Source organism: Synechococcus sp. RS9909 (genome assembly GCF_014279595.1).
Classification (GTDB): Bacteria; Cyanobacteriota; Cyanobacteriia; order PCC-6307; family Cyanobiaceae; genus Synechococcus_C.
In genome coordinates this window covers 1680760-1703020 of record NZ_CP047943.1, presented here as the reverse complement: position 1 = coordinate 1703020, position 22261 = coordinate 1680760, and the positions used below count along the sequence as shown (strand labels likewise).

Sequence of the window (22261 nt, the reverse complement as noted above, 5' to 3'; positions counted from 1 at the left end):
TGGCTGTGATGCAGGCGTTGTGCCGATTCGTGTGACCTCTCCTTGCCCGGAAAGCGTGGTGATCGCTCTGGGGGCGCGGCAGTGGCCGATCTGGGGCTGTGAGGTGAGCAGCTTCCCCTGGCATTACGACCAGCACGAAACCTGCCTGGTGATCGAAGGTGAGGTGACCGTCACCCCCGACGATGGTGAGCCGGTGCATTTCGGCGCGGGAGATCTGGTGGATTTCCCCAAGGGGCTGCGCTGCACCTGGACTGTGCACAAGCCCGTGCGGAAGCACTACCGCTTCACCTGATCGCTCAGACGTCGACATCGGCACCCCATTGGGGCTCGCAGGTGCGCCAGCCGACGCGCAGCAGCTCGCGCCAGAGCAGTTCCGCCGTGTCGCGGCGCAGATAGACCCTGGTTTTCAGCAGTGGGGGCTGGCCTGGAAGAGGTCGCCCTGAATCCACGAACACGCGCGGATCGCGGTTCCAGCTTTTTTCGTCGGCATGGAAACGCTTCGTGTCGCTCGTGCGGGGGTCCTGGATCCAACCGTGCCTGGGCATTGCTTGCGGGGCGAGAGGACTGGCTTGCGGGGCGCGATGACGATGGCGCGCATCCAGGCCTCGGCTTTGAAGGGGGCGTAGGGGGAGCTGGAGGCCATGGATCCGGCGCTGGTACGCTTGTTCTAGAGCCGTAGTACAAATGTGTCAACCACGAGTGGGGTGGCCCTGGTTAGAACGAGGGTTCACGTAGGTTTTGGTTGTGACGATCACCGTGTGGCAGGCCCGTGAGGCCGGCGCACCCCTGGAGCGGGCCGAGCGAGCGATGCTGGAGCCGGCGGCCGGTGAGCTCGTGCTCGAGGTGCTGCATTGCGGCCTCTGTCACAGCGACCTGTCGATGCTCGACAACAACTGGGGCCTGAGTGCCTATCCGTTGGTCCCCGGCCATGAGGTGGTCGGCCGAGTGGTGCGCGTGGGTGAGGGGGTGGATCCCGGTGTGATCGGCGAGCTGCGCGGCTTGGGCTGGATCAGCGGCAGTTGCATGCATTGCGCCCTCTGTCTCGGCGGCACCGCCAATCTCTGCGGGTCCCTCGAGGCCACGATCGTGGGCCGCCAGGGTGGTTTTGCCAGCCACGTCACCGCCCGCCAGGATTGGGCGATTCGCCTGCCGGAGGGGATGGATCCGGCGGCGGCTGGCCCTCTGTTCTGCGGGGGGATCACCGTGTTTGCGCCCTTGGTGGATGAGGTGGTGTCGCCCACGGCCCATGTGGCGGTGATCGGCATCGGTGGGCTTGGCCACATGGCCCTGCAGTTCGCCCGCGCCTGGGGGTGTGAGGTCACCGCGCTCACCACCCATCTCGCCAAGGCGGAGGAGGCGAAGCGTTTCGGGGCCCATCACGTCGAGTCGTTGGAGGAGCTGCCTGATCTGGCCGGCCGCTTCGACCTGGTGATCAACACCGTCAACCACGCCCTCGACTGGGGTGCCGTGATGGGCTCCCTGGCTCCCCTCGGCCGTTTGCATCAGCTCGGCGCTGTGCTCGAACCGTTGCAGGTGAGCGCCTTCGACCTGATCATGGCCCGCCGCTCCATCACCGGCAGCCCCACCTCATCACCCGCCAGCCTGATGAAGATGGTGGAGTTCTGCGTGCGGCACAACATCCGCCCGCAGGTGGAGCACCTGCCGATGGATCGGCTCAATGAAGCGATCGATCGGCTGCGCCGTGGCGATGTGCGCTATCGCTTTGTTCTCGATTCGGTAGCGGATTGAACGACGCCATGTCTTTACGTGGCGTTAACCATGGGGCTGGGAAATCGGCGCTCGTCTTCCTCACACCAGCGGGCGCTTTTTTTCTGCCAACCTTTGGCCCGTCGGGGTTTGCGGGGATGGTGTGGCAATGAGGGCAGCCGCAGACGAGGCTTGGAGCTGGCCTGAGTTGGAAGCCCTGGCTCCCGAACCCGAGGAGCGGGTCCAAGGCCCCACGAACGCCCAGGCGACCTTGCGCCTTTTCGGTCATCCCGAGGACGCGGTTCGCGTCACCCTGTATCGCGACCATCACGCCTGGTGCCCGTACTGCCAGAAGGTGTGGTTGTGGCTGGAGTTCCGCCGGATTCCCTATCGAATCCGCAAGGTGACCATGCGCTGCTATGGCCCCAAGGAGCCTTGGTTCACCGCCAAGGTGCCCTCGGGGATGCTGCCGGCCCTGGAGTTGGATGGCCGGTTGATCACGGAAAGCGATCGCATCCTGGAGGCCCTCGAACGCGCCTTCGGGCCGCTGGGAGCCGGCATGCACGACGGGCGGGTGAGGCGATTGCGTGAGCTGGAACGGCTGCTGTTCCGCGCCTGGTGTGTGTGGCTCTGCAGCCCAGGCCTGCGCGAGGACCAGGAACGACGTGCCCTGGATCAGTTCCAGCGGCTGGCCGCCCAGATGGAGGAGGCGATCGCTAGTGGTGGCGGACATTGGCTGGATCCTGATGATCCGATGGGGTCAACACCCGGCAGCGCGGATCTGGTGTTCATCCCCTATGTGGAGCGCATGAACGCCTCGCTGGCCTATTTCAAGGGGTTTGCCTTGCGCGAAGCCCATCCCGGCATCGATCGCTGGCTCACGGCGCTGGAGCAGCTGCCCACTTACCGGGGCACCCAGAGTGACGTGCACACCCACGCCCATGATCTGCCTCCCCAGATGGGCGGTTGCTGGTCGGATGGCAGTGCTCAGCAGCAACGCATGGCCGCGGCGGTGGATCAAGGGGAGGGACTTGGCGCCCTCGAATGCCGCTGGTCACCGTCCGAAGGAGGGGTGACTCCCCAGGCCAGAGCCCTGGAGCGGGTGTTGCGCCATCGCAGCACGCTGCTGGCCCGCAGTTCTCTCGGGGAGGGTTTTGATCAGCCCTTGCGCGCAGCACTCACGAAGCTGATCGGTGGGACGCCTGTGATGCCAGCTCCAGGCTCAGCGGCAGCTCTGCGTTATCTGCGCGACCGGATTTCGGTGCCTCGCGACATGCCTCTGCACAGCGCCCGGCTGCTGCGGCAAGCACTGGAGAGCACAGCGGCTCTGGCAGGTCACGACCAACCGACTCCGCTGCCCTTTGAGCATCGCTTCGATCAGGACCCACGACCCTTTGTTGGCTTGGGCACCTGATCCGTGATCGGCGATCGAGCAAGGTGGAAAGCCAAGGTTTCCGTGAGTTGATGACCAGGCTCAACAATGCCCGCGATCGGCTCTTGGAGCCAGAAATGGAGACGAGTCCGGCCTGATGACCAAGGTTGCTCTGCTTGGGGCTGGCCTTCTCGGCTCCGCCATCGGCCACCGCCTGTTGACGGTTGGCTGTTCGCTATGGGTCTGGAACAGGGATCCAGCCCGCTGTGAACTTCTGGTTTCCGCCGGTGCCCAGCGCTTGGAGGATCCAGCCCAGGCCATTGAGGAAGCCGGCACGGTGATCACGGTGCTGCGCGATGGCCCCGTCACGGCCGAGGTGGTGGCGCGGATCGGTTCTCTGCGCGGTGCCTGTGTGATGCCGATGGGCACGATGGGCATCAGCGAAAGCGTGGCCCTGGAGACCCAGGCGCAGGGGCAGGGAGGCTGCTATCTGGAGGCGCCGGTGCTTGGCAGCCGCCCGGAGGCGCTCCAGGGCCGTTTGCTTGTGATGGCGGGCGGTGATGAGGCCGTTTTCGCCCGTCAACTGCCCTTGTTGCGTGGTCTGGCGAGCGAGCCGCGCCTGATGGGTGCGGTGGGCACCGGGGCAGCGGCAAAACTGGCGCTCAACCAGCTGATCGCCAGCCTCACCCATGGCTATTCGCTGGCCCTGCGCCTGGTGCAGGCCGCCGGATTGGACGTGGAGCGGTTCATGGCGGTGCTGCGCCCCTCCGCCCTTTACGCCCCCACGGTCGATAAGAAGCTGACGCGGATGCTTGAGCATCACTACGCCGACCCCAACTTCAGCACCAGCCTCCTGCGCAAGGACCTCAACCTGTTCCTGCGCGAGGCCTCACTGGCCGGGGTGAACGCCGAGGCCCTGGAGGGCCTGGCCGCTTTGCTGGCCCGGGCGGAAGGCACCGACCTGGATGGGGCCGACTACTCTGCCCTGCATGAGCTCACCGCGGCAGAACGGACCTCCATAAGCTGAAGGCGTTTGCGGCTTGCTGATGGCGTTGCATGATTCCGAGCGGTTGCGCGCGCTCTTCACCAAGCCCTACGGCCAGCCGGCGCCCACGGAGGCCCAGTGGCGTGAGCTTTACGACGAGAACGTGCATTTTCAGGATCCCACCCAGGAGCGGCAGGGCATCGCTGCCTACATCGCCGCCCAGGACGGGTTGATCCAGCGCTGTGATGATGTGTTTCTGGCGCCAGGGGCGATCGCGATCGAGGGCGATACCGCCTTTGTGGAGTGGGAGATGGGTCTGAAGATCAAGGGCATCGAGTTCCTCTATCCCGGCACCAGTCGCCTGCGCTTCAACGCGGAGGGCAAGGTGTGCGATCACCGCGACTACTTCGATTTCGTGGGGCCCACCTTTGCGCCGGTGCCCGTGGTGGGTGGTTTTGTGCGCTGGCTATACAAACGCTTCGTGGATTAAGTCCTGTTTCCGAACAAAATCTGAAGCAGTGGCAGTTCTGTGTTGGATCCGACAAACCGGGTCGACGGGTCGGCGCCACTGTGGCAGCAGCAGCTTTTCTCTGAATGGGCGACTACCTCTACACCAACAGCACCCCAAAAATGGTGGTGCTGAAGTGTATCGGTGAAAACCACTTTTATCTCGAAAAGGTGATCCTGCCGTCGGAGACCTATTGGTTCAACGCTCCGGAGGAATCGCGGGTGGAGATCTGGCAGATGGCGATCAATGGCCAACTGCTCAGCGTCCGCGCGGACGTGAGTGACTTCGCCGCCAATGCCAGTGACCCCGAACTGGCCTCGAACGCGATGGCCTCTCCGTTCCATCAGGCCGTGGCCTGAGCTGGGGTGGGTTCAGCGTCAGCTCGGCAGGGTGAAACCACGTTGCATGTGTTGCACATCGAGCATCACGTAGGTGAGCCAGAGCAGCACCGCGGCGATGCCAGCGCCAGCGGCCACCTTGGCCAGGTTCCGCAGAGCCAGCTCCATCAGGCTCATCTCACGCATGGTTCGGTTCTTCGCTTCAGTCCATCCTGATCGATTTAGGGTGAGGTATGGCTGATTCCGCGAACAGATTTCAGATTGAACGCGACTTCGCCCAGGCTCAGCGGCTTGGGCGCTGGCTCAGCGATGAGGAGGCGCTTTCGGCAGCCGAGGCGGAAGCTCGGTTGCGGCAGCGCCAGCAGCAGATCGAGCGCAACCGCGGCAAATTGTGGGCGCTCACCCTCATCTGTTTGATCATCCCTCCGCTGTGGCCCCTGGCCCTGGGCCTGAGCCTGTATCTGTTGTTTCCGCTCACCACCCGCCGCTTTGTGGTGGCCGCTGGCCTGGGGCTCACGCTATTGGTGTTACTGAGTGCGGGAGCCGTGGCCGCTTTGCTGGTGGGGCTGTGGATGCTCTTCGGCTAGTCGGCGTTTGGATCGGCCTGGTCGTGTTGCAGGGAACGGGCCATGGCCCAGGCATTGGTGGAGCCCTGCAGTTGCTGATGCATGATCCAGGTTGTGGCCGCTTTCTGGGTTTGCCAGGCCTTCAGCAGCTGTTTGGCCAGATCCCGCAGTTGGGTGGGATCACTGGTGGCATCCAGGGCTCGGTTGAACTGCTCCACGTGAAACAGCTGTTCGGTGGTGAACTGAATTCCGCTCGTCATGTTCATCAGCCTCCAATGGATGGACGTGAATGTATCGAGTGGACACGTTCAAGCTGTAACAACAGCCACGCCATGCCCCGATTGTCAGTGTTTCGGGTTGTAACGCTGCTCGCGTCTGGCCCGTGCCGCCGTCAGATTCGGCAGGTCTGACGAGTTCCCATGCGCCTGACCTGGTCCCAGCATCTGCAGGCCGCGCGCACCCTCGAATCCAGCCATTTTGCCGATCTCGGCATCAGCTTTGCCTTGATGGGCCTCGCCCTGTTAATGCTCTCAGAGGATCTGCTCGCCCAGGAGCAGACCTGAGCGCCGTGCGCATCGGCGCCAGCGCGCTGGAGATCAGATTCAGTCACAGGTTGAAGGCCCGAAACGCTGAGTCAAACCTCGGCCAACGCGTCAATCTGCGGCAAACTTGCGGGGCAGGACGGCGTCCTGAAATCGGCAAACGAAACGGCGGGCGTGAGACACCCGCCGCTTTTTGTGGGGCCTGAAACCGGGCTCAGACGCTGTAGCGAACACCGCGGTAGCGGAGTTCGGTGGGCTTCTTGGGTTTCTGGGCCGTGTGATGGGCATCGATGTATTCGACGCCCCGGTAGGCCTTCGCCATCAGGCGCTGCGCTTCGCGCAAGGCTTCCGCTTTCTGGATGCGATTGCGGGTGAGATCGAGGGTGTTCATGGTGGAACTCCACAGTGCCCACGCCCCCGTTGCCTGGCGTGGAACGAACTGCAGCCCCGAGGGGCTCAACGTGAGCACATTCTAAGGGGATGTCTGTAACAGTTGCTACCAAAATGGTTCCTGCTGAACCTTCTGGGCCGTGTCGATCGGTCGGGCTTCCACGTCGATCACGGGAGAGGCATCGAGGCTGTGGTTGGTGAGATAACGCAGGGTGCGATCGCGCACCAGCCGCACCTCCACGGCGTTCCAGCCACCACCGAGCAGGCCCCCCAGCAAGGGCAGGGTTTTGGTGATGAGCCCCTGTTGCATGGCGCGCCGCCCCAGGGCCCGTGCCGTCACCCGGTTCACGATCTCCGCCCCCTGGCGTTTCAGCAGTTTCACCACCACCTCGCGGCTGGCGGTGTTGAGGGCCTTGACGCCCAGCTCCAGCCCCACCTGACTGATCACACCGGTGCCGAAGATCGGCAGCAGTAATTCCTGACGGGCGGTCTCGGCATCGAGAAAACCGGGGATCAGCAGTTCCGCTGCGCAGGCGGCCGCGAAGATCTGGGTGCGCACAGTGATCGAGAGGTCCGCCAGGGTGCCCACCACACCGAGGAGGGGATTGGCGGCCAGGCCGGTCACCACCCCCGCCCCGATCACCCAGAGGCCGGCCTGATCGAAGGCCCGCTGAGCCAGGGCGAAGGAACTGTCATCGGGCCAGCGACGCCGCATCGCCTCCACCCGTTCCCGCACGGTGACCGCATCGAAACGGATGATCCACTCCAGCAGCTCCTGGCTCTGGTGCAACTCGAGAGAACGCAGGTCCAAGGGTGATGCCGGGGGTGGGGAGGTCAACTGTGTTTGCTTTCCGGCAGGGCGAGATGGAGTTCATCTTCGCGGTGCAGAGCCACCTTGAGCTCGCGGCAGTGCAGATCGAGCACGTGGCCCCCGTGTTGATGGTCATCGCTGAGCAGATGCAGGTGGTATCCCGGCACGTTGATCGTGCGGGCATAGCTGGGGGTCCAGAAGCCCACCAGGGTGCCGCTCACGTTCTCCAGCTGGAATTCGGCCCTCCAGGCGCAGGCCCACAAACAGGTTGTTGTTGTCGCGCAGGCGATCGAGGTGGCTGGTGAGATCCTCCCAGCTCTGCACATCGGCCAGCAGTTCCTGCCAGAGCCCTTCGCCCAGGTGCAGCGGCAGGGTGTGAAGTTTCTGCATCAATTGATCAGGTGTCGCTGCAGACTCGTTCCCAGCAATTCCATCTGCAGCGTCAAGCCGCCGCTCAGTCTGTGCGCCTGCATCAGTTCTCAGTAAATTGATTGCAGTTTTTTGAATCGGCTTGCTCTCAGCATGCAGTTCAAGCGCGAGAGCCTGACTGATCGATTGAAGCAGCTGCTGATCGAAGCGGAGCAGCTCGGCATGATGGGGAGCTGGGAGCTGATTCACGCCAGCGGTGAGTTGCTCTGGTCGTTGGGCACCCATCGGGTCTTCGGGATTGCGCCCACCATCACCCCCGACTACGCCCTGTTCCTGTCCTGCGTCCATCCCGACGAACGCGAGCGCGTCGATCAGGCTTATCGCAGCTCTGTGGCCACCGGGCAGGCATACGACATGCGCCACCGCGTCGTCACACCCGATGGCCAGCTGAAGGTGATTCAGGCACGAGCCACCACCAGCCTCGATCGCCAGGGGAAGCCCCTGCGTTCCGTTGGCATCGTTCAGGACATTACCGCCCTGGCTGAAACGGAGCAGGAGCTGGCCCGTCTTGCCTTCACCGATCCGTTGACGACGCTGCTCAACCGTCAGGCGCTCATGCGTGAGCTGACCCGTCGCTGTGGCGACGAGCCTGGGGAGGCGCTGGCCCTCATCAACCTCGACCTCGATGGTTTTCAGGCGTTCAACGACAGCTTCGGCGTCGCTGCGGGCGATCGCTTGTTGGTCGCCCTGGCAGCCCGCTTGCGCGATCAGTTGCCCGCCGATGCCCTGATTGCGCGTTTGGAGAGTGATGAGTTTTTGGTGGTGATTCCCGCAGCCTTCGAGCAAATGGCCAGCTGGGTTGACTCGATTCAGGCGCTTGTCGGCGCTTTGAATGCAGACCCGTTGCAACAGTCCCTCGCACCCACGGCGTCGGTGGGTGCCAGCCATTTCCCCACCCACGGTCATGACCCCATCGCCCTGGTGCAGTCCGCCAACACCGCACTGATGGAGGCCAAGCGGCGGGCGAAGCAGGGCCGCTGTTTGTATAGCGCCGCGATCAGTGAGCGCATCCACCAGCAGCTTTCGCTGGAGGCCGATCTGCAGCAGGCGATCAAGCACCAAGATTTTCATCTTGTGTTTCAGGCCCAGGTGGGCCGTGATGGTGCCCTGTTGGGTGCCGAGGTGCTGCTCCGATGGAGGCATCCTCAAGGCCATCTCGTGCCGCCCGGCGTGTTCATCCCGCTGGCGGAGCAATCTGGGCAGATTGCCGCCATCACCGATTGGGTTCTGGACGCGGCCTGCGCCCAGGTGGTGCAGTGGCAGCAGAAGAACCTGCAGGTTCCGCGTCTGGCGATCAATCTATCCGCGGCTCTGCTCGGTGTTGCCCATCGCCAGCTTGATCAGGTGTTTTTGGCGACCTTGGCGCGTTATCGGCTCGATCCGTCGGCTTTTGAGTTGGAAATCACCGAAACAGCGCTGCTGCAGCATTTGGAGGTGTCTCGCAACCAACTCATCGCTCTGCTGGAGGCGGGTTTTCAGCTGGCGATCGATGATTTCGGCACCGGCTACGCCTCCTTGCTCACCTTGCGGGTGCTGCCGGCAACCACAATCAAGATCGACGGGAGCTTTGTGCAGCGGATGCAACGCGATCCGGTTGACCTTGCGATTGTTCGCCGCTCGATTCAATTGATCCACGACCTCGGCATGGTGGCGTTGGCCGAAGGCGTGGAAAACGAGCAGCAGCAGAATGCCCTGCTGGAGATGGGCTGTGACGGGTTCCAGGGCTATCTGTTCCAGCGGCCCATGCCGGCAGAGCAGTTCGCCGAGCACTTGGTTGCCCTTCGCAGCGCATGAGCTCAGATTTCGAACAGCAATTGCAGCCGACCTGCTTGATCTCGGTGAGGGTGGAGCCTGCCTGGCGATCGCCAACGAATGTCGGCTGCAGCCGGGAGATCAGGCGCAGCTTCGGATCCCTTCGACGACTGGTGAGTCTGAGCTCCATCGGGTGTGGGTGCGATGGCGTGATGATGATGCTGAGATGATCGCAGCCCTCGGGGTGCAATGGCTTCGCCCCAATGACGCGCCCGCGTGATCGCCCCACCAAGATCTGTGCCGTGTGCGGTCGTCCGTTTCAGTGGCGTCGCAAGTGGAAGGACGTGTGGGATGAGGTGCGCTACTGCTCAGAGCGGTGTCGCCGTGATCGCAACCGTCAGCAACAGCGCGAGCGTCATACTGAGCTCACCCCTGACTAGGGGCAGCACTGGGCTGGGGATACTCAGGAGAGCGGCCCCGGGGCGGAATGGCGAAGCGCTCCCGCACCTCCTCCAGCGGATCGGCGAAATGGTCCCAGGGATCGATGTCGCGGATCAGATCGGTGGTCACGTGGCTGCCATGTTCCAGCCCTGCGAACAGGCGGTCGGGATCGAGTTGACCGAATTCCCCAGGGATGAACGGTGAGGCGCCGATCCCCAGCTCGAATTCCGCCATGGCAAACATCACCACATCAAAGGGATCGAGCTGCTCGAAACCGGCCTGGAAGCCCACCACACCGCCCTCTTCCGCTGCCGTGGTGCCGTATCCGCCGAGCACATGGCAACAATCGTGGCGAAACACCGGCACTGGCGGACCGCCCACATCACCCGGGAAATTGAATTGATTGATGCTGATGAAGTCGGCGTAGGCCTTGCCGAAGCTGCCGTTCGGGTAGTCCTCCAGAGCCTGGAACCGCTCCAGCGTTGCCTGATCACGGTGTCCGCTCAGCACCTTCAAGGTGGCGGCCAACATCGGCAGACCCCCATCCCGCAGCGTGGCGCGAGCCGCATCGCGCACAAAGCTGCGTCGAGCCAGATCCAGACGCACCATCCCCAGTCGCTCCTGCATCACATTCCGGTAGGAGCGCACCGGCGAGGCGTTCACCTGAAAGCTGCGGGCGGTGCGTTCCAGCAGTTCGAGGGCCTCAGGGCTCGGCTCTCCATCGAATAGGGCCACCAGGGTCATGCCGCGCAGGATGCGTTCCCGCCATTCCGGATCGGCATCGCAGGCCGTGATGCCCGCGGCCATCGCCTCCGGCTCCAGGCTGGGCAGACGGCTCAGATCCACGTCCGGCAACTCCAGCAGGTGATCACGGATGCCGCGAATCGCCGCCAGGGCCCGCTTCGATGGCTCGCCGTGCAGGCGCGCCATGGTCATCAGGCAGGGCAGGCCGGCTCGGCCCAGGCACTGGCGCAGTTCGGGGGAGAGGTGGCGGCCGGGATAGATGGTCATCGAGGCAGAAACGACCTGGACCCCCCGGTGGTAGCAAGGCCCCATAAAAATCCCCCGGCTTCAAGACCGGGGGTCACGTCAGTCGGTGATGTGCCCCATCACCCGACCCTGAGCGGACGTTAGAGCGAAAGCGCGTCATGCCATCCACCGCCCATACCAATAGTCCTGGTGGTTGGCTCGGCGCAAGTCCCAGATCTGGTGTGGTGGGCCGGGTTTGGCACCCTTTCGGGAGGCCTGCATCACCACGTTGGTGCTTCCGGGCTCAGGTGCACCAGATCTGGTGTGGACGATCGGCTGATTGTCCAGATTGTGGTCGTCCGCCCCGGCGCCAGGTGCGTTGAATCGCCGCATTCACCTCGCGCGAACGGGTGCGCTGGGGCATGCGCCGCTTGTCGAGGAAGATGCCGTCGTTGGCCACCAGTCGGGCCAGGATCAGGAGGTGGATGGAGAGCGCGCGCATCGCGTCGCCGAATCTCCTTGCACTGAACCGACTCGGTGCTGCAGCGGGTGTAGCGGTTGCGTCATTTTCCCGGGTGCTTCTGGATGCGTTCGGGAGGGGGAGCAAGAAAAAAGCCCCGCCGAAGGCAGGGCTCTGTTGCACATCCGAATCCAGGCGTCTGACCTTGTTTCGACTCCGGATCGGAGGGGCACTCCTCACGCACACACCATGGCCCTCGCACTGGCACTGTGCCAGTTGCCGGTGGGCGCTTTGCTGGCTGACCACGCCGGGGCGCGGCGGTGGTTCTTGATGCTTTTCCGGTGATTTTTATGCTTTGACGTTTGCATTGGGCTCCGATCCATCGCCTGAAACGATTTGTTGTAAAGATTTGCGTGTTCGCTCTCGACCGCCCTTGTGCCAGTCGCTTGGCTGGTTTTCAATAAAGGAGTTAGGCGCGAGGGAGAGCGTATGGATCATGTGGATTGGCTGGGTTCGCTGGCCTTGGTGTTGTTGATGGTTGGAATCACCATGGCCGGGTATCGGGTGAATCACCCTTTGCCCTGAAGCATCCGTTTCCTCGATGGTTGATCGAGGCGTTGCAGGCTTAGGCGAGGGCGACAATCGCAGTGACGCCAAGGGCTGTGGCCGAAGCAATCATGAACAGAATCACGATTTGATGGCGCACTGCGGCTGAAGGCATCGCCCCCTCAAGAATCTGGCCTGTCATCATTCCAGGCAGGCTCACCAGGCCCATCACCATCATCGAATTGATGGTGGGAATCATCGCCACACGAATGGCTTCTCGCACCTGCGCTCTGCAGGCTTCCCAGCGACTGGCACCGAGTGAAAGTGCGCATTCAAGAATGGCGCGTTGACTCAGCATTCGCTCCATCAACGTGTCGAGTCCGAGTGAGATCGCATTGAGCGTGTTACCCAACACCATGCCCAGGAGCGGAATCCAATACTGCACAGGCGGAAAACAGCGGCATGCTGGTGCAAGAGCCGTTCATGCCTGAACGCCATGTATGAAATCACCTGCATCGCCGTTCTCCCCGTGATGTTGCTCGTGTACTACGTGATCCAGCGCACGGTGGCCCATCACAGTCGCCTGGAAACCCGATTGATGATCCACGACCTGGTGATCGAGGCGATGAACAAGCACGACCATGACTTTGACGATTGAGGCGACATCGGCTGCTCTCGGCCCCAATGTTGCTAACGCTGGGGCAACTGCAGCAACGCCGATGACGACTTCCACCAGCCACGGCCTTCAGATCGAGTCGTTGACGTTGGCTCCCATGCCCGTGGTTCGCGTCACCGCCCGGGGCACTCTCACCCACGACGACTACGTCGCTTTCATGCCCCAACTGGATGCGGCGTTTGCGGAACAGACCGGTGATCGCCTGCGCTTGCTGTTTGATGCCCGCGAGCTTCAGGGGTGGGAACTGCGCGCCGCGCTCGACGACTTCAAGGTGGTGATGAGCCACGGCCGCCAGGTGGAGCGGATGGCCTTGGTCACCAACGCCCGTTGGATCGAGTTGCTCAGCAACATCGGCAAGCTGCTGCTCGCTGGCGAGATGCGTCACTTCCACAATCGCAGCGAGGCGGAAGCCTGGATCAGCGCCTGATCAGCCCACACCCACGACCTCGCCGCTGCCGGTGCTGGTGATCGAGAGCATCATCAGCAGGATCACCACCGTGGCTGACACCAGCACCACCGGCCAGATCTGGGATTCGCTGTTCATCGCGTGCGGAGGTGGCGGGGAGTCTCGGCACTTCATTAGCGTTTTTTGCAACAAGCTGCTGCTGAAGGCGGGATGAAGGTGGGATGAGGGCGTGCGTTGGAGGGGTGGGATCGGCCTTGCTTCGCCTGGGGGGCGCCGCTGCTCTGGCGTTGCTTGTCGCCTGTGCTGGCCCGCGATCAACCCCGCCGCAGGAGGCGGACGGTCGCCCGCGTGTGCTCACCACCTTCACCGTGCTGGCCGACATGGCGCGGCAGGTGGCCGGTGATCGCCTCGTGGTGCAATCGATCACCCGGATCGGTGCGGAGGTGCATGGCTATGAACCCACTCCCAGCGACATGGAGCGGGCCGCCGGGGCGGATCTGATTGTGGAGAACGGCTTCGGGCTGGAGCGCTGGGCGAAGCGCTACATCGCCGCGGCCGGCAATGTGCCCACGGTGACCCTCTCGCAGGGGATGGAGCCGCTGCTGATCGCTTCGGATGCCGCTGCAGGCCAAGCCAACCCCCATGCCTGGATGTCGCCCCGTCGGGCCCAGAGCTATGTGGACCGCCTGGTGGACGCGTTCAGCCAACTGGATCCCGAAGGACAAGCCACGTATCAGCAGAACGGAACGGCCTACAAGCAGCGCCTGCAGGCGCTGGATCAGGAGCTGCGTGTGGCCCTGGCCACCATTCCGCCCCAGCAACGGGTGCTGGTGAGCTGCGAAGGCGCCTTCAGCTATCTCGCCCATGACTATGGCCTTGAGGAGGCCTACCTCTGGCCAGTGAATGCGGAGAGTCAGATCACGCCCCGCCGGATGGTGCAGTTGATCGAGACCGTGCGCTCGCGCCAGGTGCCGGCGGTGTTCTGTGAAACCACAGTGAGCGACAAGGCGCAGCGGGAGGTGGCCCGGGCCAGCGGTGCCCGCTTCGGTGGCAGTTTCTACGTCGATTCCCTGTCGGAACCCGAAGGACCAGCCCCCACCTTGATCGATCTGCAGCGCCACAACGTCAAGCTGCTGCTCGACGGGCTGAAGGGATCAAATCTGCCAGGATGACGGCCTCGATTGATGCCTGGATGGGGGAGCGGCAGCGCGGCAAACAGGTTGATGCGGAGCGTTCGGGCGTGGCTCGCATCGACGCCGATCAGCTCTGCGTGGACTACAACGGCAGCGTTGCCCTTTATGACGCATCGCTGCATTTGCCCCCTGGCTGCATCTGCGGCTTGGTGGGGATGAATGGCGCTGGCAAATCCACCTTGTTCAAGGCACTCACAGGTTTTCTTCGGCCCAGTCGGGGCCGGATCCGGATCAATGGCCTGCAGGTGAGCGAAGCCCAGCGAGAACAGGCCGTGGCCTACGTGCCCCAGAACGAGGGGATCGATTGCGCCTTTCCTGTGTCGGTGTGGGATGTGGTGATGATGGGGCGGTATGGCGGCATGAATCTGCTGCGGATTCCCAGCCAGGCCGATCGGGTGGCCGTGCGTGAGGCCCTGAGCCGGGTGGATCTGCTCGATCTGCGCCATCGCCCGATCGGTGCCCTCTCCGGCGGACAGCGCAAGCGGGCCTTTCTGGCCCGGGCCATCGCCCAGGGGGCTTCGGTGCTGCTGCTGGATGAGCCGTTCAACGGTGTGGATGTGCGCACCGAGAAACTGATGGCCGAACTGTTTTTTCAGTTCCGCCGCGAGGGGCGCACGATCCTGATTTCCACCCACGATCTCAGCCATGTGCGCGATTTCTGCGACCTGGTGGTGCTGATCAACAAAACCGTGCTCGCCTACGGCGAGACCTCGGAGGTGTTCACGCCGGAGAACCTCTCCCTCGCCTTCGGTGGCTTGCCTCCGGATCTGCTCACCGGTCACAGTTCCGATGAGCCCCCCGCCTGAGTGGTGCTCTGGCTCTCGGCGACTCAGCGCATGAAGAGCATCTCCTCGTAGGTGGGAAGGGGCCAGAGGTTGTCATCCACCAGCTCTTCCAGGCCATCCACCGCACCGCGCAGTGCCTCCATCAGGGGCAGCAGGGTGTCGGCGCAGTAGCGCATCTGGGCGATGGGATCGCTTTCAGGCAGGCTCTTGATCGCCCGCTCGAGGTCGGTGGATCGGCTGCTCACGATGCCGATCCCCTCGGCGATCGTGGCCGGGATCTCCGGTGTGACCGGTTGGTGCAGGTGCTTCTGCTCCAGCATCACTTCCGTGAGCGTGCGTTGATAGGCCATCACCGCCGGCAGCACCTGGGTGCGGGCGAGACGCAACGCCAGCCGGGCCTCCACTTCGATCGCCAGCACGTATTGCTCGGCATACACCTCGAAGCGGCTTTCCAGTTCCACCGGGCTCAGCACCCCCTGACGCTCGAACAGCTCGCGGATCTCGGGGCGATGCAGCACCGGCAGGGCATCGGCGGTGGTGCGCAGGTTCTCCAGCCCGCGTTCCTCCACGGCTTTGTGATGCCATTCGCTTGAGTAGCCATCGCCGCCGAACACCACGGCACCGTGATCGTCCATGGTGCGTTTGATCACCTGGAAGCCCGCTTCCTCCAGGGAGGAGCCGGCCTTGAGAAGATCCTCCAGCTGGTCGGCCACCCAGGCGATCGAATCGGCCAGGATCGTGTTCAGCACCACCAGGGGCCCGGCCACGGACTGGCCGGAGCCGACGGCGCGGAATTCGAAGCGGTTGCCGGTGAAGGCGAAGGGGGAGGTGCGGTTGCGATCGCCCGGATCACGGTTGAGTTCGGGCAGGGTGTCGATCCCCAACGACATCAACGCCTTGGTCGCCGATCCACTCAGGGAGCCGCTCTGAATCTGGGAGAACACATCCTCGAGCTGGCTGCCGAGATACACCGAAATGATCGCCGGCGGGGCCTCGTTGGCACCGAGGCGGTGATCGTTGCTGGCGGTGGCGATCGCCGTACGCATCAGGGGGCCGAAGCGGTGGACACCCCGGATCACCGCGGCGCAGAAGAGCAGAAACTGCAGGTTCTGATGCGGGGTGTCGCCGGGGTCGAGCAGGTTGCCCTGGGTGCTGTTCCCCACCGACCAGTTCACGTGTTTGCCACTGCCGTTCACGCCCGCAAACGGTTTTTCGTGCAGCAGGCAGGTGAAGCCATGGCGTTTGGCCGTGCTGCGCAGCACGGTCATGATCAGCTGCTGGTGATCGGTGGCCACATTGGCCGCTTCGTGGAACGGCGCGATTTCAAACTGCCCCGGCGCCACCTCGTTGTGACGGGTTTTGGCCGGGATGCCGAGGCGATAGAGCTGTTGCTCCACGTCTTGCATGAACACCTGCACCCGCTCCGGGATCGCCCCGAAATAGTGGTCGTCAAACTGCTGCCCTTTCGCTGGCGGAGCGCCGTAAAGGGTGCGACCGGCGAGGCGCAGGTCGGGGCGCAGGGCGGCAAAGGCTTCGTCAACCAGGAAATACTCCTGCTCCGCACCGCAGCTGGAATTCACGGGTGCGATCTCGGCTTCGCCCAGCAGCTGCAGAAGCCGGCGCGCCTGCTGATCCATCGCCGCATTGGAGCGCAGCAGGGGTGTTTTTTTGTCGAGGGCTTCCCCGGTCCAGCTCACGAACACGGTGGGAATGCAGAGCGTCACCCCATTCGGTGTGCGCATCAGATAGGCGGGGCTGGTGACATCCCAGGCGGTGTAACCGCGGGCTTCAAAGGTGGAGCGAATGCCGCCATTGGGAAACGACGACCCATCCGGTTCGCCCTGCACCAGCAACTTGCCGGAGAATTCGCTGATCGCCGAGCCATCCGATTGCGGTGAAATGAATCCGTCGTGTTTCTCCGCGGTGAGATTGGTGAGCGGGTAAAACACGTGGGCGTAATACAGCGCCCCGTGGGCGGTGGCCCATTCCTTCATCGCCTGGGCGACGGCATCAGCCACGGAGAGGTCGAGTTTGCTGCCCTGACGGATCGAACGCTGGATCGACTTGAACACCGCCTTGGGCAGGGCACCCTTCATCCGCTCCAGGGTGAACACATCGTCGGCCCAGCTGGTGGCGAGGGGCTGGGAGGCCTCCACGGCAACCGGTTGGCGTTGCTGAATCTGTTGATAAGCCTGAAGGCGCGCAGCTGAGGGCATGGTGTGTGACCCACTCGTGTGAGCACACAGAACAGGAGCGCGGTGACAGCTGAATGTGGGTGTTGTTACGGATTCAGAAAGTTTTCCTCTCCCTTGCGGCATGGGCAAGCGATGGCGGCACGGGTAGGTTCCCCGAAGGGCAGCAAGCAATCCCATGGATGATTTGCCACAGGCCCTGCTGATTTTTGGGCTCGGTGCCGTGGTCACACTGGCCACCACGCTGATGATCTGGCAGGGGTATCGGCACTGGCAGGGCCGCGACCCCTTCGAGGGAGCGGATTGATGGCCCAACCCTTTCTGGCGCCAGGGATCGCCTGGGCTCTGGTGGTGATCTTCTCCGTGCTCTGGATCGCCCTCGGCGTGTCCTGGGGGCGGAAGGGCAAGGGTGACGCCGATGACTACATGCTGGCGGGGCGGAATATCGGCCTGGCCTTGAGCACCGCCACCCTGATGGCCTCCTGGGTGACCGGCAACACCACCCTGCTGGCGCCCGAATTCGGCTACCGCAACGGGCTCTGGGGCATGGTCAGCTACGCCCTGGCCGGCTTGGGCCTGATCCTGTTCGCCCCGCTGGCCCTGCGCATCAAGCAGCTGATGCCCGCCGGTCGCACCAGCGGCGATTTCTTCCGGCTGCGTTACGGCCGGGCGGCCTGGTGGGTGTTCATGGTGATCACGGCGGTCTACACCCTCGGCTTCCTGATGACCCAGGCGATGGGGGCGGGGATCCTGCTGGAGGCCTTATCGGGTTTCGATTACCGCCTCGGCATGGTGGTGGTGATCGGCGTCTCCACGATCTACACCCTCTATGGCGGCATGCGTGCTGTGGTGGGCACCGATTTCATTCAGTCGTTGCTGATCATGGTGCTCCTGGTGGTGGTGGCCGTGCTCGCCTTTCGCCAGTTCCCCGTGCCGGAGGTGCATCGCGAATTGGTGGCCAGCCATCCCGGCCGCCTCAACCTGCTGCTTCCCGCCGGTCTGTTGATCGCCTGGAATTCGGCCCTCTTCTCGATGGGTGAGGTGTTTCACAACAACATCTGGTGGTCGCGGGTGTTCGCAAGCCGCCCCTCGGTGGTGTTTCGCTCGTTTGTGTTCGGTGGCCTCGCCTGGATGACCGTTCCCGTGGTGACCGGCTCGATCGGGCTGGTGGCGCTGGCCCAGGCGATTGAGCTGCCCCAGGTGAACATGGTGTTCCCCGTGGTGGCCTCCCAGCTGCTGGGCGCCGGCGGCGCGGCGATGGTGTTTGTTGTGGTGTTCGCCTCGCTCACCTCCACGCTGGATTCCCTGCTCGCCTCCACGGCCGATCTGGTGGCTGAGGATGTGGTGTTCAAACTGCTCAACCCCCAGCTCAGCGATGCCGAGCTCAAACGCGCGACCCGGCTGGTGGTGATCGGCCTCGGGGTCGTCACCCTGGCGCTCTCCTGGCCGCGGCTGGATTCGCTCGCCTCGGTGCTGTTCTTCACCGGTGCCCTGGTGGCCTCCACGATCTGGCCGGTGGCCTATGGCCTCTACTGGCGCAGTGCCAATCGCGTCGCCGCCATCGCTGCGATGGTGGCGGGAAGTGTGTGCGGCCTCCTGGCTTACACCCTGATCGCGCCTTACTGCGCTGCGTTGATTTCCGCGGCGGTGTCGGCCCTGGTGATGGCGGTGGGCACCCAGCTGTGGCCGGAGCGTTTCTCCTGGCACATCCTGAAGGAGGGTTGAGCGATGTTGGCCATGACCTGGATCGCCGGACCGACCCTGTTTGAACTGGTGGTGGTGGGAAGCCTGGTGGGGTTGATCCTCGCCGTGCTCGCCCTGCTGCTGATCTGGTGGATCGAATGGCGCCGGGGGCGCATCTGGTAGCTCAGCGAACCTTTGCTCGGGTCAAACGTTTGAGCGGCTACAAAAAAGCGTCAATTGCGTAAAGAAAACCGTGCATGGGCTCGCCCCCCCTGCGCAGCCTGGTCTAAGGGTGTTCAGAGACACACCGGATGCTCACCCGCTCCACATTGCCGCCTTCGGTGGTGTCGCTGTTGTTGTCATGGCCAGTTGTCCTGTGATTGAGCGCGACCACCGCTGCGATCCCCAGCGTTTTGAGCGTCTTGGCCCGGATGTGTACGGATCCAGCCATCCCCAGTCGCTGCTCAATGCGGTGCAGGAGAACGGCGATGCCCTGTTGGATCTCGCCGATCAGCATGTGATCTCGATCCGGCCCTTTCGCGCCGATTCTTTGCTGCAGCTGTTTCGTTTGGCGGCCAAGTTTGAGAGCAATCCCAACCGCTACATCGCCCACAACCACCCCCTGCGCGGCAAGGTGCTGATCAACGCCTTCTATGAACCGAGCACTCGCACCCGCCTCTCCTTCGACAGCGCCTGGCACCGCCTGGGCGGCGATTCGATCAACATCACCGATCGTGGCTCCACCGGGATCGCCAAGGGGGAATCGCTCCTGGATGTCGCCCACATGTTCAACAACTACGGCGACTGCGTGGTGCTGCGCGACAACCAGTCGGATGCCGTGTATCAGATGGTGGAGGGATTGCGGATTCCAATCATCAACGCCGGCAACGGCATCGATGAACATCCCACCCAGGCGATGGCCGATCTCTACACGATCCTCAAATGGCGGCCTGAGCTGGCCAATCCCTCTCTGCCTGAAGCGGAACGCATTCGTATCGGTGTGATCGGAATCCCCAGCCGGATGCGCACGGTGCGCTCATTGCTGCGCATCCTCGCCAAATTCCCCCATATGGTGTCGGAGCTGGTGATCATTCACGACCCCGCCACCAATGCCAGTGGGGATCTGTTTGATCCCGGCCAGCTGGAGGAGTTGCTGGAGGCGGGGCTGACGGTGCGCTGGACCTCCAGCCTGCGGAGCGAATTGCCCGAGCTGGATGTGCTCTACATCAACGCGATCGCCTGGGTGGGCGACAGCTACGAGACCCACGGTGATTCCTTTCGGATCACCCATGATCTGCCGTTCAAGCCCAACGCCATCGTGTTGCATCCGCTCGCCCGTGGTGCGGAGTTGAGCACCTGCATGGACACCACGCCCCATAACTGGTATTTCTCGCAGGCGCGCGGTGCGGTGTTTTTGCGCATGGCGTTGCTCACCTGCATGGTGGAGCGCATCGACCGCGTCATGGATGTGATCTGAGGACCATTATGTGTGGAATCGGAGGGGTGTTCAGCGCCCAGGCCCATCAGCGCGTCGATCCCCAGCTGCTGGTGAACATGGCCGCGATCCAGGAGCATCGTGGTCCGGACGGCTTCGGCTACCGCAGCCTTGACGATGCCGGCGTCGGCTTCTGCCATGCCCGCCTCTCGATCATCGACCTCAACGAGACGCGGGCCCGCCAGCCCTTCCTGAGCGAGGCCGCCGGCCCCGGGGCGCGGCTGCTGATGGCCCACAACGGCGAGTTCTACGACTTCCAGCGCATCCGCGCTGATCTCACCGCCCGCGGCGTGCGTTTCGACAGCAAGAGCGATTCAGAAATCCTGCTGCGCCTCTATGAACAGCAGGGGCTTGAAGCCACCCTGCCGCAGCTGCGCGGCGAATTCGCCTTCGCGATCTACGACGAAGCCGACGATGCCCTGCATCTGGTGCGGGATCGCTTCGGAATCAAGCCCCAGTATTGGGCGCTGACGCCGGCGGGCTTGGTGTTCGGCTCCGAGCTGAAGGTGCTGTTTGCCCATCCGGCCGTGGAGCGGCGTTTCACCTCCGAGGGCCTGTTCCACCAGCTCATGCAGACGATGGTGCCGGGCACCACCGCCTTCGCCGGTGTGCACCAGGTGCCACCCGGTCATGGCATCACCGTGCGTCGCCGCGATGGCCAGCTCACGGTGGAGCACTGGAAATACTGGGATCTTGATTTCCCCAGGCAGGGGGAGCGCGACGCTTCCATCACCGAGCAGGAGCACATCGACGCGATCCGGGCCGCCCTGCTGGACGCGGTGGAGCTGCGCATGGTGGCCGACGTGCCGGTGGGCTGCTACCTCTCCGGCGGCATCGACAGCTGCTCGATCCTCGGGCTGGCGGCGGCGGTGAGTCAGAACCCGGTGAAGGCGTTCACGATCGGCTTCGATGACGCCCGCTATGACGAATCGCCGATCGCCCGGGAGATGGCGGAGGCGACCGGCGCCGAACAGGACCTGATGCGTTTGTCAGGGAAGGAGCTTTATGGCTGGATGGAGCGCACCCTCTGGCACACCGAACGCACGATCTACAACACCCTGGCGGTGGCGAAATTTCTGATGAGCCGCCATGTGAATGCCGTGGATTACAAGGTGGTGATGACCGGAGAGGGCTCCGATGAGCTCTTCGGGGGCTATCCCGCCTTCCGCCGCGACATGTTTCTGCATGGTTTCAACGACCTGCCGGAGGCGGAGCGACGCAGCTGGGAAGATCTGCTGCAGCAGTCGAATGCCCTGGTGCAGGGCGCGATGTTGGCGGCGGATCAGGTGGATGATCCCGATCTCGATGCGGTGGTGGGCTTCACCCCCAGCTGCCTGCAGCCCTGGCTGGCCTGCGCTCCTCTCGTGCCCGACCTGCTGTCGGAGCCCCATCGCCAGGCGCTCGAGGGCTATGCGCCCGGCAAGGCGATCGCCGCCACCCTCGATGCCGATCAGCTCGAGGGGCGCCACGCCCTCGACAAGGCCCAATACGTGTGGATCAAGACCATGCTCGAGGGCCAGATCCTCACCTGGGGTGGCGATCGGGTGGACATGGCCCATTCGATGGAAGCGAGGCCCGCGTTCCTGGATCACCATCTGGCCGCGGCGGCGGTGCAGGTGCCTCCGGAGCTGCGCATCAAGGGCAAAACGGAGAAATATGTGTTACGAGAAGCGATGGCTGGGCTGTTGCCGGAAGTGCTCTACAAGCGCGAGAAATTCGCCTTCATGGCCCCTCCAGCCCACACCGAGCCCGACAAGTGGAACCAGATGCGGCAGCTGGCCGACGACTACCTCAGTGATGCGGCGATCGCCGAGGCCGGCCTGCTCAGCGCCGAGGGGGTGCGCGACCTGTTCGCCCGCCATGAGGATCCCGCCACCACCGATGCCGATCGGGTGCAGATGGATGCCCTGATCAACCATCTGCTCGGGGTGCAGATGCTGCATCGCATGTTCATTGCCACCGATGTTCCCGCCCAAGCGCGCCAGAAAGCTGATGCCCTCGGCTGGCACGTGTGA

Annotated in this window: 30 protein-coding genes; 20 read left to right on the top strand and 10 right to left on the bottom strand. The window is 63.6% G+C overall.

Annotated elements, in window-relative coordinates:
* Positions 1-25 precede the first annotated feature (25 nt).
* A complete protein-coding gene (locus SynRS9909_RS08810; RefSeq protein WP_370587901.1) occupies positions 26-292 on the top strand; it encodes a cupin domain-containing protein in 267 nt (88 codons plus the stop codon).
* Positions 293-296: 4 nt separating this feature from the next.
* On the opposite strand, the gene SynRS9909_RS08805 is transcribed toward SynRS9909_RS08810, so the two are convergent.
* The gene (locus SynRS9909_RS08805; protein WP_007102103.1) at positions 297-545 is read right to left on the bottom strand and encodes a DUF1651 domain-containing protein; all 249 of its coding nucleotides are present in this window, start codon (positions 543-545) and stop codon (positions 297-299) included.
* Positions 546-744: 199 nt separating this feature from the next.
* Here SynRS9909_RS08805 and SynRS9909_RS08800 point away from each other — a divergent pair, with 199 nt between their 5' ends.
* From SynRS9909_RS08800 to SynRS9909_RS08780, 5 genes are all read left to right on the top strand, one after another.
* A complete protein-coding gene (locus SynRS9909_RS08800; RefSeq protein WP_038001240.1) occupies positions 745-1749 on the top strand; it encodes an NAD(P)-dependent alcohol dehydrogenase in 1005 nt (334 codons plus the stop codon).
* A 127-nt stretch (positions 1750-1876) separates the two neighbouring features.
* Positions 1877-3121 carry a glutathione S-transferase family protein gene (locus tag SynRS9909_RS08795; RefSeq protein ID WP_007102105.1) on the top strand — a complete coding sequence of 415 codons (1245 nt, stop codon included), beginning with the start codon at positions 1877-1879 and terminating at the stop codon, positions 3119-3121.
* A 115-nt stretch (positions 3122-3236) separates the two neighbouring features.
* Positions 3237-4106: an NAD(P)-dependent oxidoreductase gene (locus SynRS9909_RS08790; RefSeq protein WP_007102107.1), complete on the top strand. Its 870-nt coding sequence runs from the start codon at positions 3237-3239 to the stop codon at positions 4104-4106.
* A gap of 19 nt (positions 4107-4125) precedes the next feature.
* The gene (locus SynRS9909_RS08785; RefSeq protein WP_038001930.1) at positions 4126-4554 is read left to right on the top strand and encodes a nuclear transport factor 2 family protein; all 429 of its coding nucleotides are present in this window, start codon (positions 4126-4128) and stop codon (positions 4552-4554) included.
* Positions 4555-4658: 104 nt separating this feature from the next.
* Positions 4659-4931, top strand: coding sequence for a DUF1830 domain-containing protein (locus tag SynRS9909_RS08780; RefSeq protein WP_007102109.1), 273 nt, complete (start codon positions 4659-4661; stop codon positions 4929-4931).
* A gap of 18 nt (positions 4932-4949) precedes the next feature.
* On the opposite strand, the gene SynRS9909_RS08775 is transcribed toward SynRS9909_RS08780, so the two are convergent.
* A complete protein-coding gene (locus SynRS9909_RS08775; protein WP_007102110.1) occupies positions 4950-5096 on the bottom strand; it encodes a hypothetical protein in 147 nt (48 codons plus the stop codon).
* 47 nt (positions 5097-5143) lie between these two features.
* On the opposite strand from SynRS9909_RS08775, the gene SynRS9909_RS08770 reads away from it, so the two are divergent.
* Positions 5144-5497: a hypothetical protein gene (locus SynRS9909_RS08770; protein WP_007102111.1), complete on the top strand. Its 354-nt coding sequence runs from the start codon at positions 5144-5146 to the stop codon at positions 5495-5497.
* Here the strand turns inward: SynRS9909_RS08770 and SynRS9909_RS08765 are convergent.
* Positions 5494-5742 carry a hypothetical protein gene (locus SynRS9909_RS08765; RefSeq protein WP_162858277.1) on the bottom strand — a complete coding sequence of 83 codons (249 nt, stop codon included), beginning with the start codon at positions 5740-5742 and terminating at the stop codon, positions 5494-5496. The genes SynRS9909_RS08770 and SynRS9909_RS08765 overlap by 4 nt on opposite strands.
* 153 nt (positions 5743-5895) lie before the next feature.
* Between SynRS9909_RS08765 and SynRS9909_RS08760 the strand changes: the two genes are divergently transcribed.
* Positions 5896-6039, top strand: coding sequence for a hypothetical protein (locus tag SynRS9909_RS08760; RefSeq protein ID WP_007102113.1), 144 nt, complete (start codon positions 5896-5898; stop codon positions 6037-6039).
* A 193-nt stretch (positions 6040-6232) separates the two neighbouring features.
* On the opposite strand, the gene SynRS9909_RS08755 is transcribed toward SynRS9909_RS08760, so the two are convergent.
* From SynRS9909_RS08755 to SynRS9909_RS14040, 3 genes are all read right to left on the bottom strand, one after another.
* Positions 6233-6409 (bottom strand): DUF4278 domain-containing protein, encoded by a 177-nt coding sequence (locus SynRS9909_RS08755; RefSeq protein WP_007102114.1) that lies wholly within the window; start codon positions 6407-6409, stop codon positions 6233-6235.
* Between the two features lie 105 nt (positions 6410-6514).
* A complete protein-coding gene (locus SynRS9909_RS08750; RefSeq protein WP_007102115.1) occupies positions 6515-7219 on the bottom strand; it encodes a hypothetical protein in 705 nt (234 codons plus the stop codon).
* Between the two features lie 23 nt (positions 7220-7242).
* Entirely contained in the window at positions 7243-7440 is a 198-nt protein-coding gene (locus SynRS9909_RS14040) for an acetolactate decarboxylase (RefSeq protein WP_240307768.1), read from the bottom strand.
* Positions 7441-7741: 301 nt separating this feature from the next.
* Here SynRS9909_RS14040 and SynRS9909_RS08740 point away from each other — a divergent pair, with 301 nt between their 5' ends.
* The 3 genes from SynRS9909_RS08740 to SynRS9909_RS08730 are packed head-to-tail and all read left to right on the top strand — an operon-like array spanning position 7742 to position 9840.
* Positions 7742-9442, top strand: coding sequence for a bifunctional diguanylate cyclase/phosphodiesterase (locus SynRS9909_RS08740; protein ID WP_050752509.1), 1701 nt, complete (start codon positions 7742-7744; stop codon positions 9440-9442).
* Positions 9336-9680, top strand: a complete 345-nt coding sequence (locus tag SynRS9909_RS14205) for a PilZ domain-containing protein (protein ID WP_116431318.1) — start codon at positions 9336-9338, stop codon at positions 9678-9680. Before SynRS9909_RS08740 ends, SynRS9909_RS14205 begins: the two co-directional genes overlap by 107 nt.
* Positions 9664-9840 carry a DUF2256 domain-containing protein gene (locus SynRS9909_RS08730; protein ID WP_071933961.1) on the top strand — a complete coding sequence of 59 codons (177 nt, stop codon included), beginning with the start codon at positions 9664-9666 and terminating at the stop codon, positions 9838-9840. The genes SynRS9909_RS14205 and SynRS9909_RS08730 overlap by 17 nt, the downstream gene beginning before the upstream one ends.
* Here SynRS9909_RS08730 and SynRS9909_RS08725 read toward each other — a convergent pair.
* The 3 genes from SynRS9909_RS08725 to SynRS9909_RS08715 all read right to left on the bottom strand — a co-directional run bounded on the left by SynRS9909_RS08725 (position 9827) and on the right by SynRS9909_RS08715 (position 12261).
* Positions 9827-10852, bottom strand: a complete 1026-nt coding sequence (locus SynRS9909_RS08725; RefSeq protein WP_007102121.1) for a TerB family tellurite resistance protein — start codon at positions 10850-10852, stop codon at positions 9827-9829. The genes SynRS9909_RS08730 and SynRS9909_RS08725 overlap by 14 nt on opposite strands.
* A 262-nt stretch (positions 10853-11114) precedes the next feature.
* Positions 11115-11312: a hypothetical protein gene (locus SynRS9909_RS08720; protein ID WP_007102122.1), complete on the bottom strand. Its 198-nt coding sequence runs from the start codon at positions 11310-11312 to the stop codon at positions 11115-11117.
* 583 nt (positions 11313-11895) lie between these two features.
* Positions 11896-12261: an ABC transporter permease gene (locus SynRS9909_RS08715; RefSeq protein WP_007102124.1), complete on the bottom strand. Its 366-nt coding sequence runs from the start codon at positions 12259-12261 to the stop codon at positions 11896-11898.
* A gap of 51 nt (positions 12262-12312) precedes the next feature.
* On the opposite strand from SynRS9909_RS08715, the gene SynRS9909_RS08710 reads away from it, so the two are divergent.
* The 4 genes from SynRS9909_RS08710 to SynRS9909_RS08695 all read left to right on the top strand — a co-directional run bounded on the left by SynRS9909_RS08710 (position 12313) and on the right by SynRS9909_RS08695 (position 14897).
* Positions 12313-12474, top strand: coding sequence for a hypothetical protein (locus SynRS9909_RS08710; RefSeq protein WP_007102125.1), 162 nt, complete (start codon positions 12313-12315; stop codon positions 12472-12474).
* 61 nt (positions 12475-12535) lie between these two features.
* Positions 12536-12919, top strand: a complete 384-nt coding sequence (locus SynRS9909_RS08705) for an STAS/SEC14 domain-containing protein (RefSeq protein WP_116431319.1) — start codon at positions 12536-12538, stop codon at positions 12917-12919.
* A gap of 200 nt (positions 12920-13119) precedes the next feature.
* Positions 13120-14070 carry a metal ABC transporter substrate-binding protein gene (locus tag SynRS9909_RS08700; protein ID WP_050752511.1) on the top strand — a complete coding sequence of 317 codons (951 nt, stop codon included), beginning with the start codon at positions 13120-13122 and terminating at the stop codon, positions 14068-14070.
* A gap of 20 nt (positions 14071-14090) precedes the next feature.
* Positions 14091-14897 (top strand): metal ABC transporter ATP-binding protein, encoded by an 807-nt coding sequence (locus tag SynRS9909_RS08695; protein ID WP_050752633.1) that lies wholly within the window; start codon positions 14091-14093, stop codon positions 14895-14897.
* 23 nt (positions 14898-14920) lie between these two features.
* Here SynRS9909_RS08695 and SynRS9909_RS08690 read toward each other — a convergent pair whose 3' ends face one another.
* The gene (locus SynRS9909_RS08690; protein ID WP_007102130.1) at positions 14921-17092 is read right to left on the bottom strand and encodes a glutamine synthetase III; all 2172 of its coding nucleotides are present in this window, start codon (positions 17090-17092) and stop codon (positions 14921-14923) included.
* Between the two features lie 154 nt (positions 17093-17246).
* Here SynRS9909_RS08690 and SynRS9909_RS14035 point away from each other — a divergent pair, with 154 nt between their 5' ends.
* The 5 genes from SynRS9909_RS14035 (at position 17247) to asnB (ending at position 22261) form a co-directional block, all read left to right on the top strand.
* A complete protein-coding gene (locus tag SynRS9909_RS14035; RefSeq protein ID WP_007102131.1) occupies positions 17247-17375 on the top strand; it encodes a hypothetical protein in 129 nt (42 codons plus the stop codon).
* A complete protein-coding gene (locus SynRS9909_RS08685; RefSeq protein WP_007102132.1) occupies positions 17375-18793 on the top strand; it encodes an urea transporter in 1419 nt (472 codons plus the stop codon). Before SynRS9909_RS14035 ends, SynRS9909_RS08685 begins: the two co-directional genes overlap by 1 nt.
* 12 nt (positions 18794-18805) lie before the next feature.
* Positions 18806-18934: a hypothetical protein gene (locus SynRS9909_RS14030; RefSeq protein WP_255441017.1), complete on the top strand. Its 129-nt coding sequence runs from the start codon at positions 18806-18808 to the stop codon at positions 18932-18934.
* A 178-nt stretch (positions 18935-19112) separates the two neighbouring features.
* On the top strand, positions 19113-20228 hold the full coding sequence (locus SynRS9909_RS08680; protein ID WP_007102134.1) for an aspartate carbamoyltransferase: 1116 nt from the start codon (positions 19113-19115) through the stop codon (positions 20226-20228).
* 8 nt (positions 20229-20236) lie between these two features.
* On the top strand, positions 20237-22261 hold the full coding sequence (gene asnB / locus SynRS9909_RS08675) for an asparagine synthase (glutamine-hydrolyzing) (RefSeq protein ID WP_007102135.1): 2025 nt from the start codon (positions 20237-20239) through the stop codon (positions 22259-22261).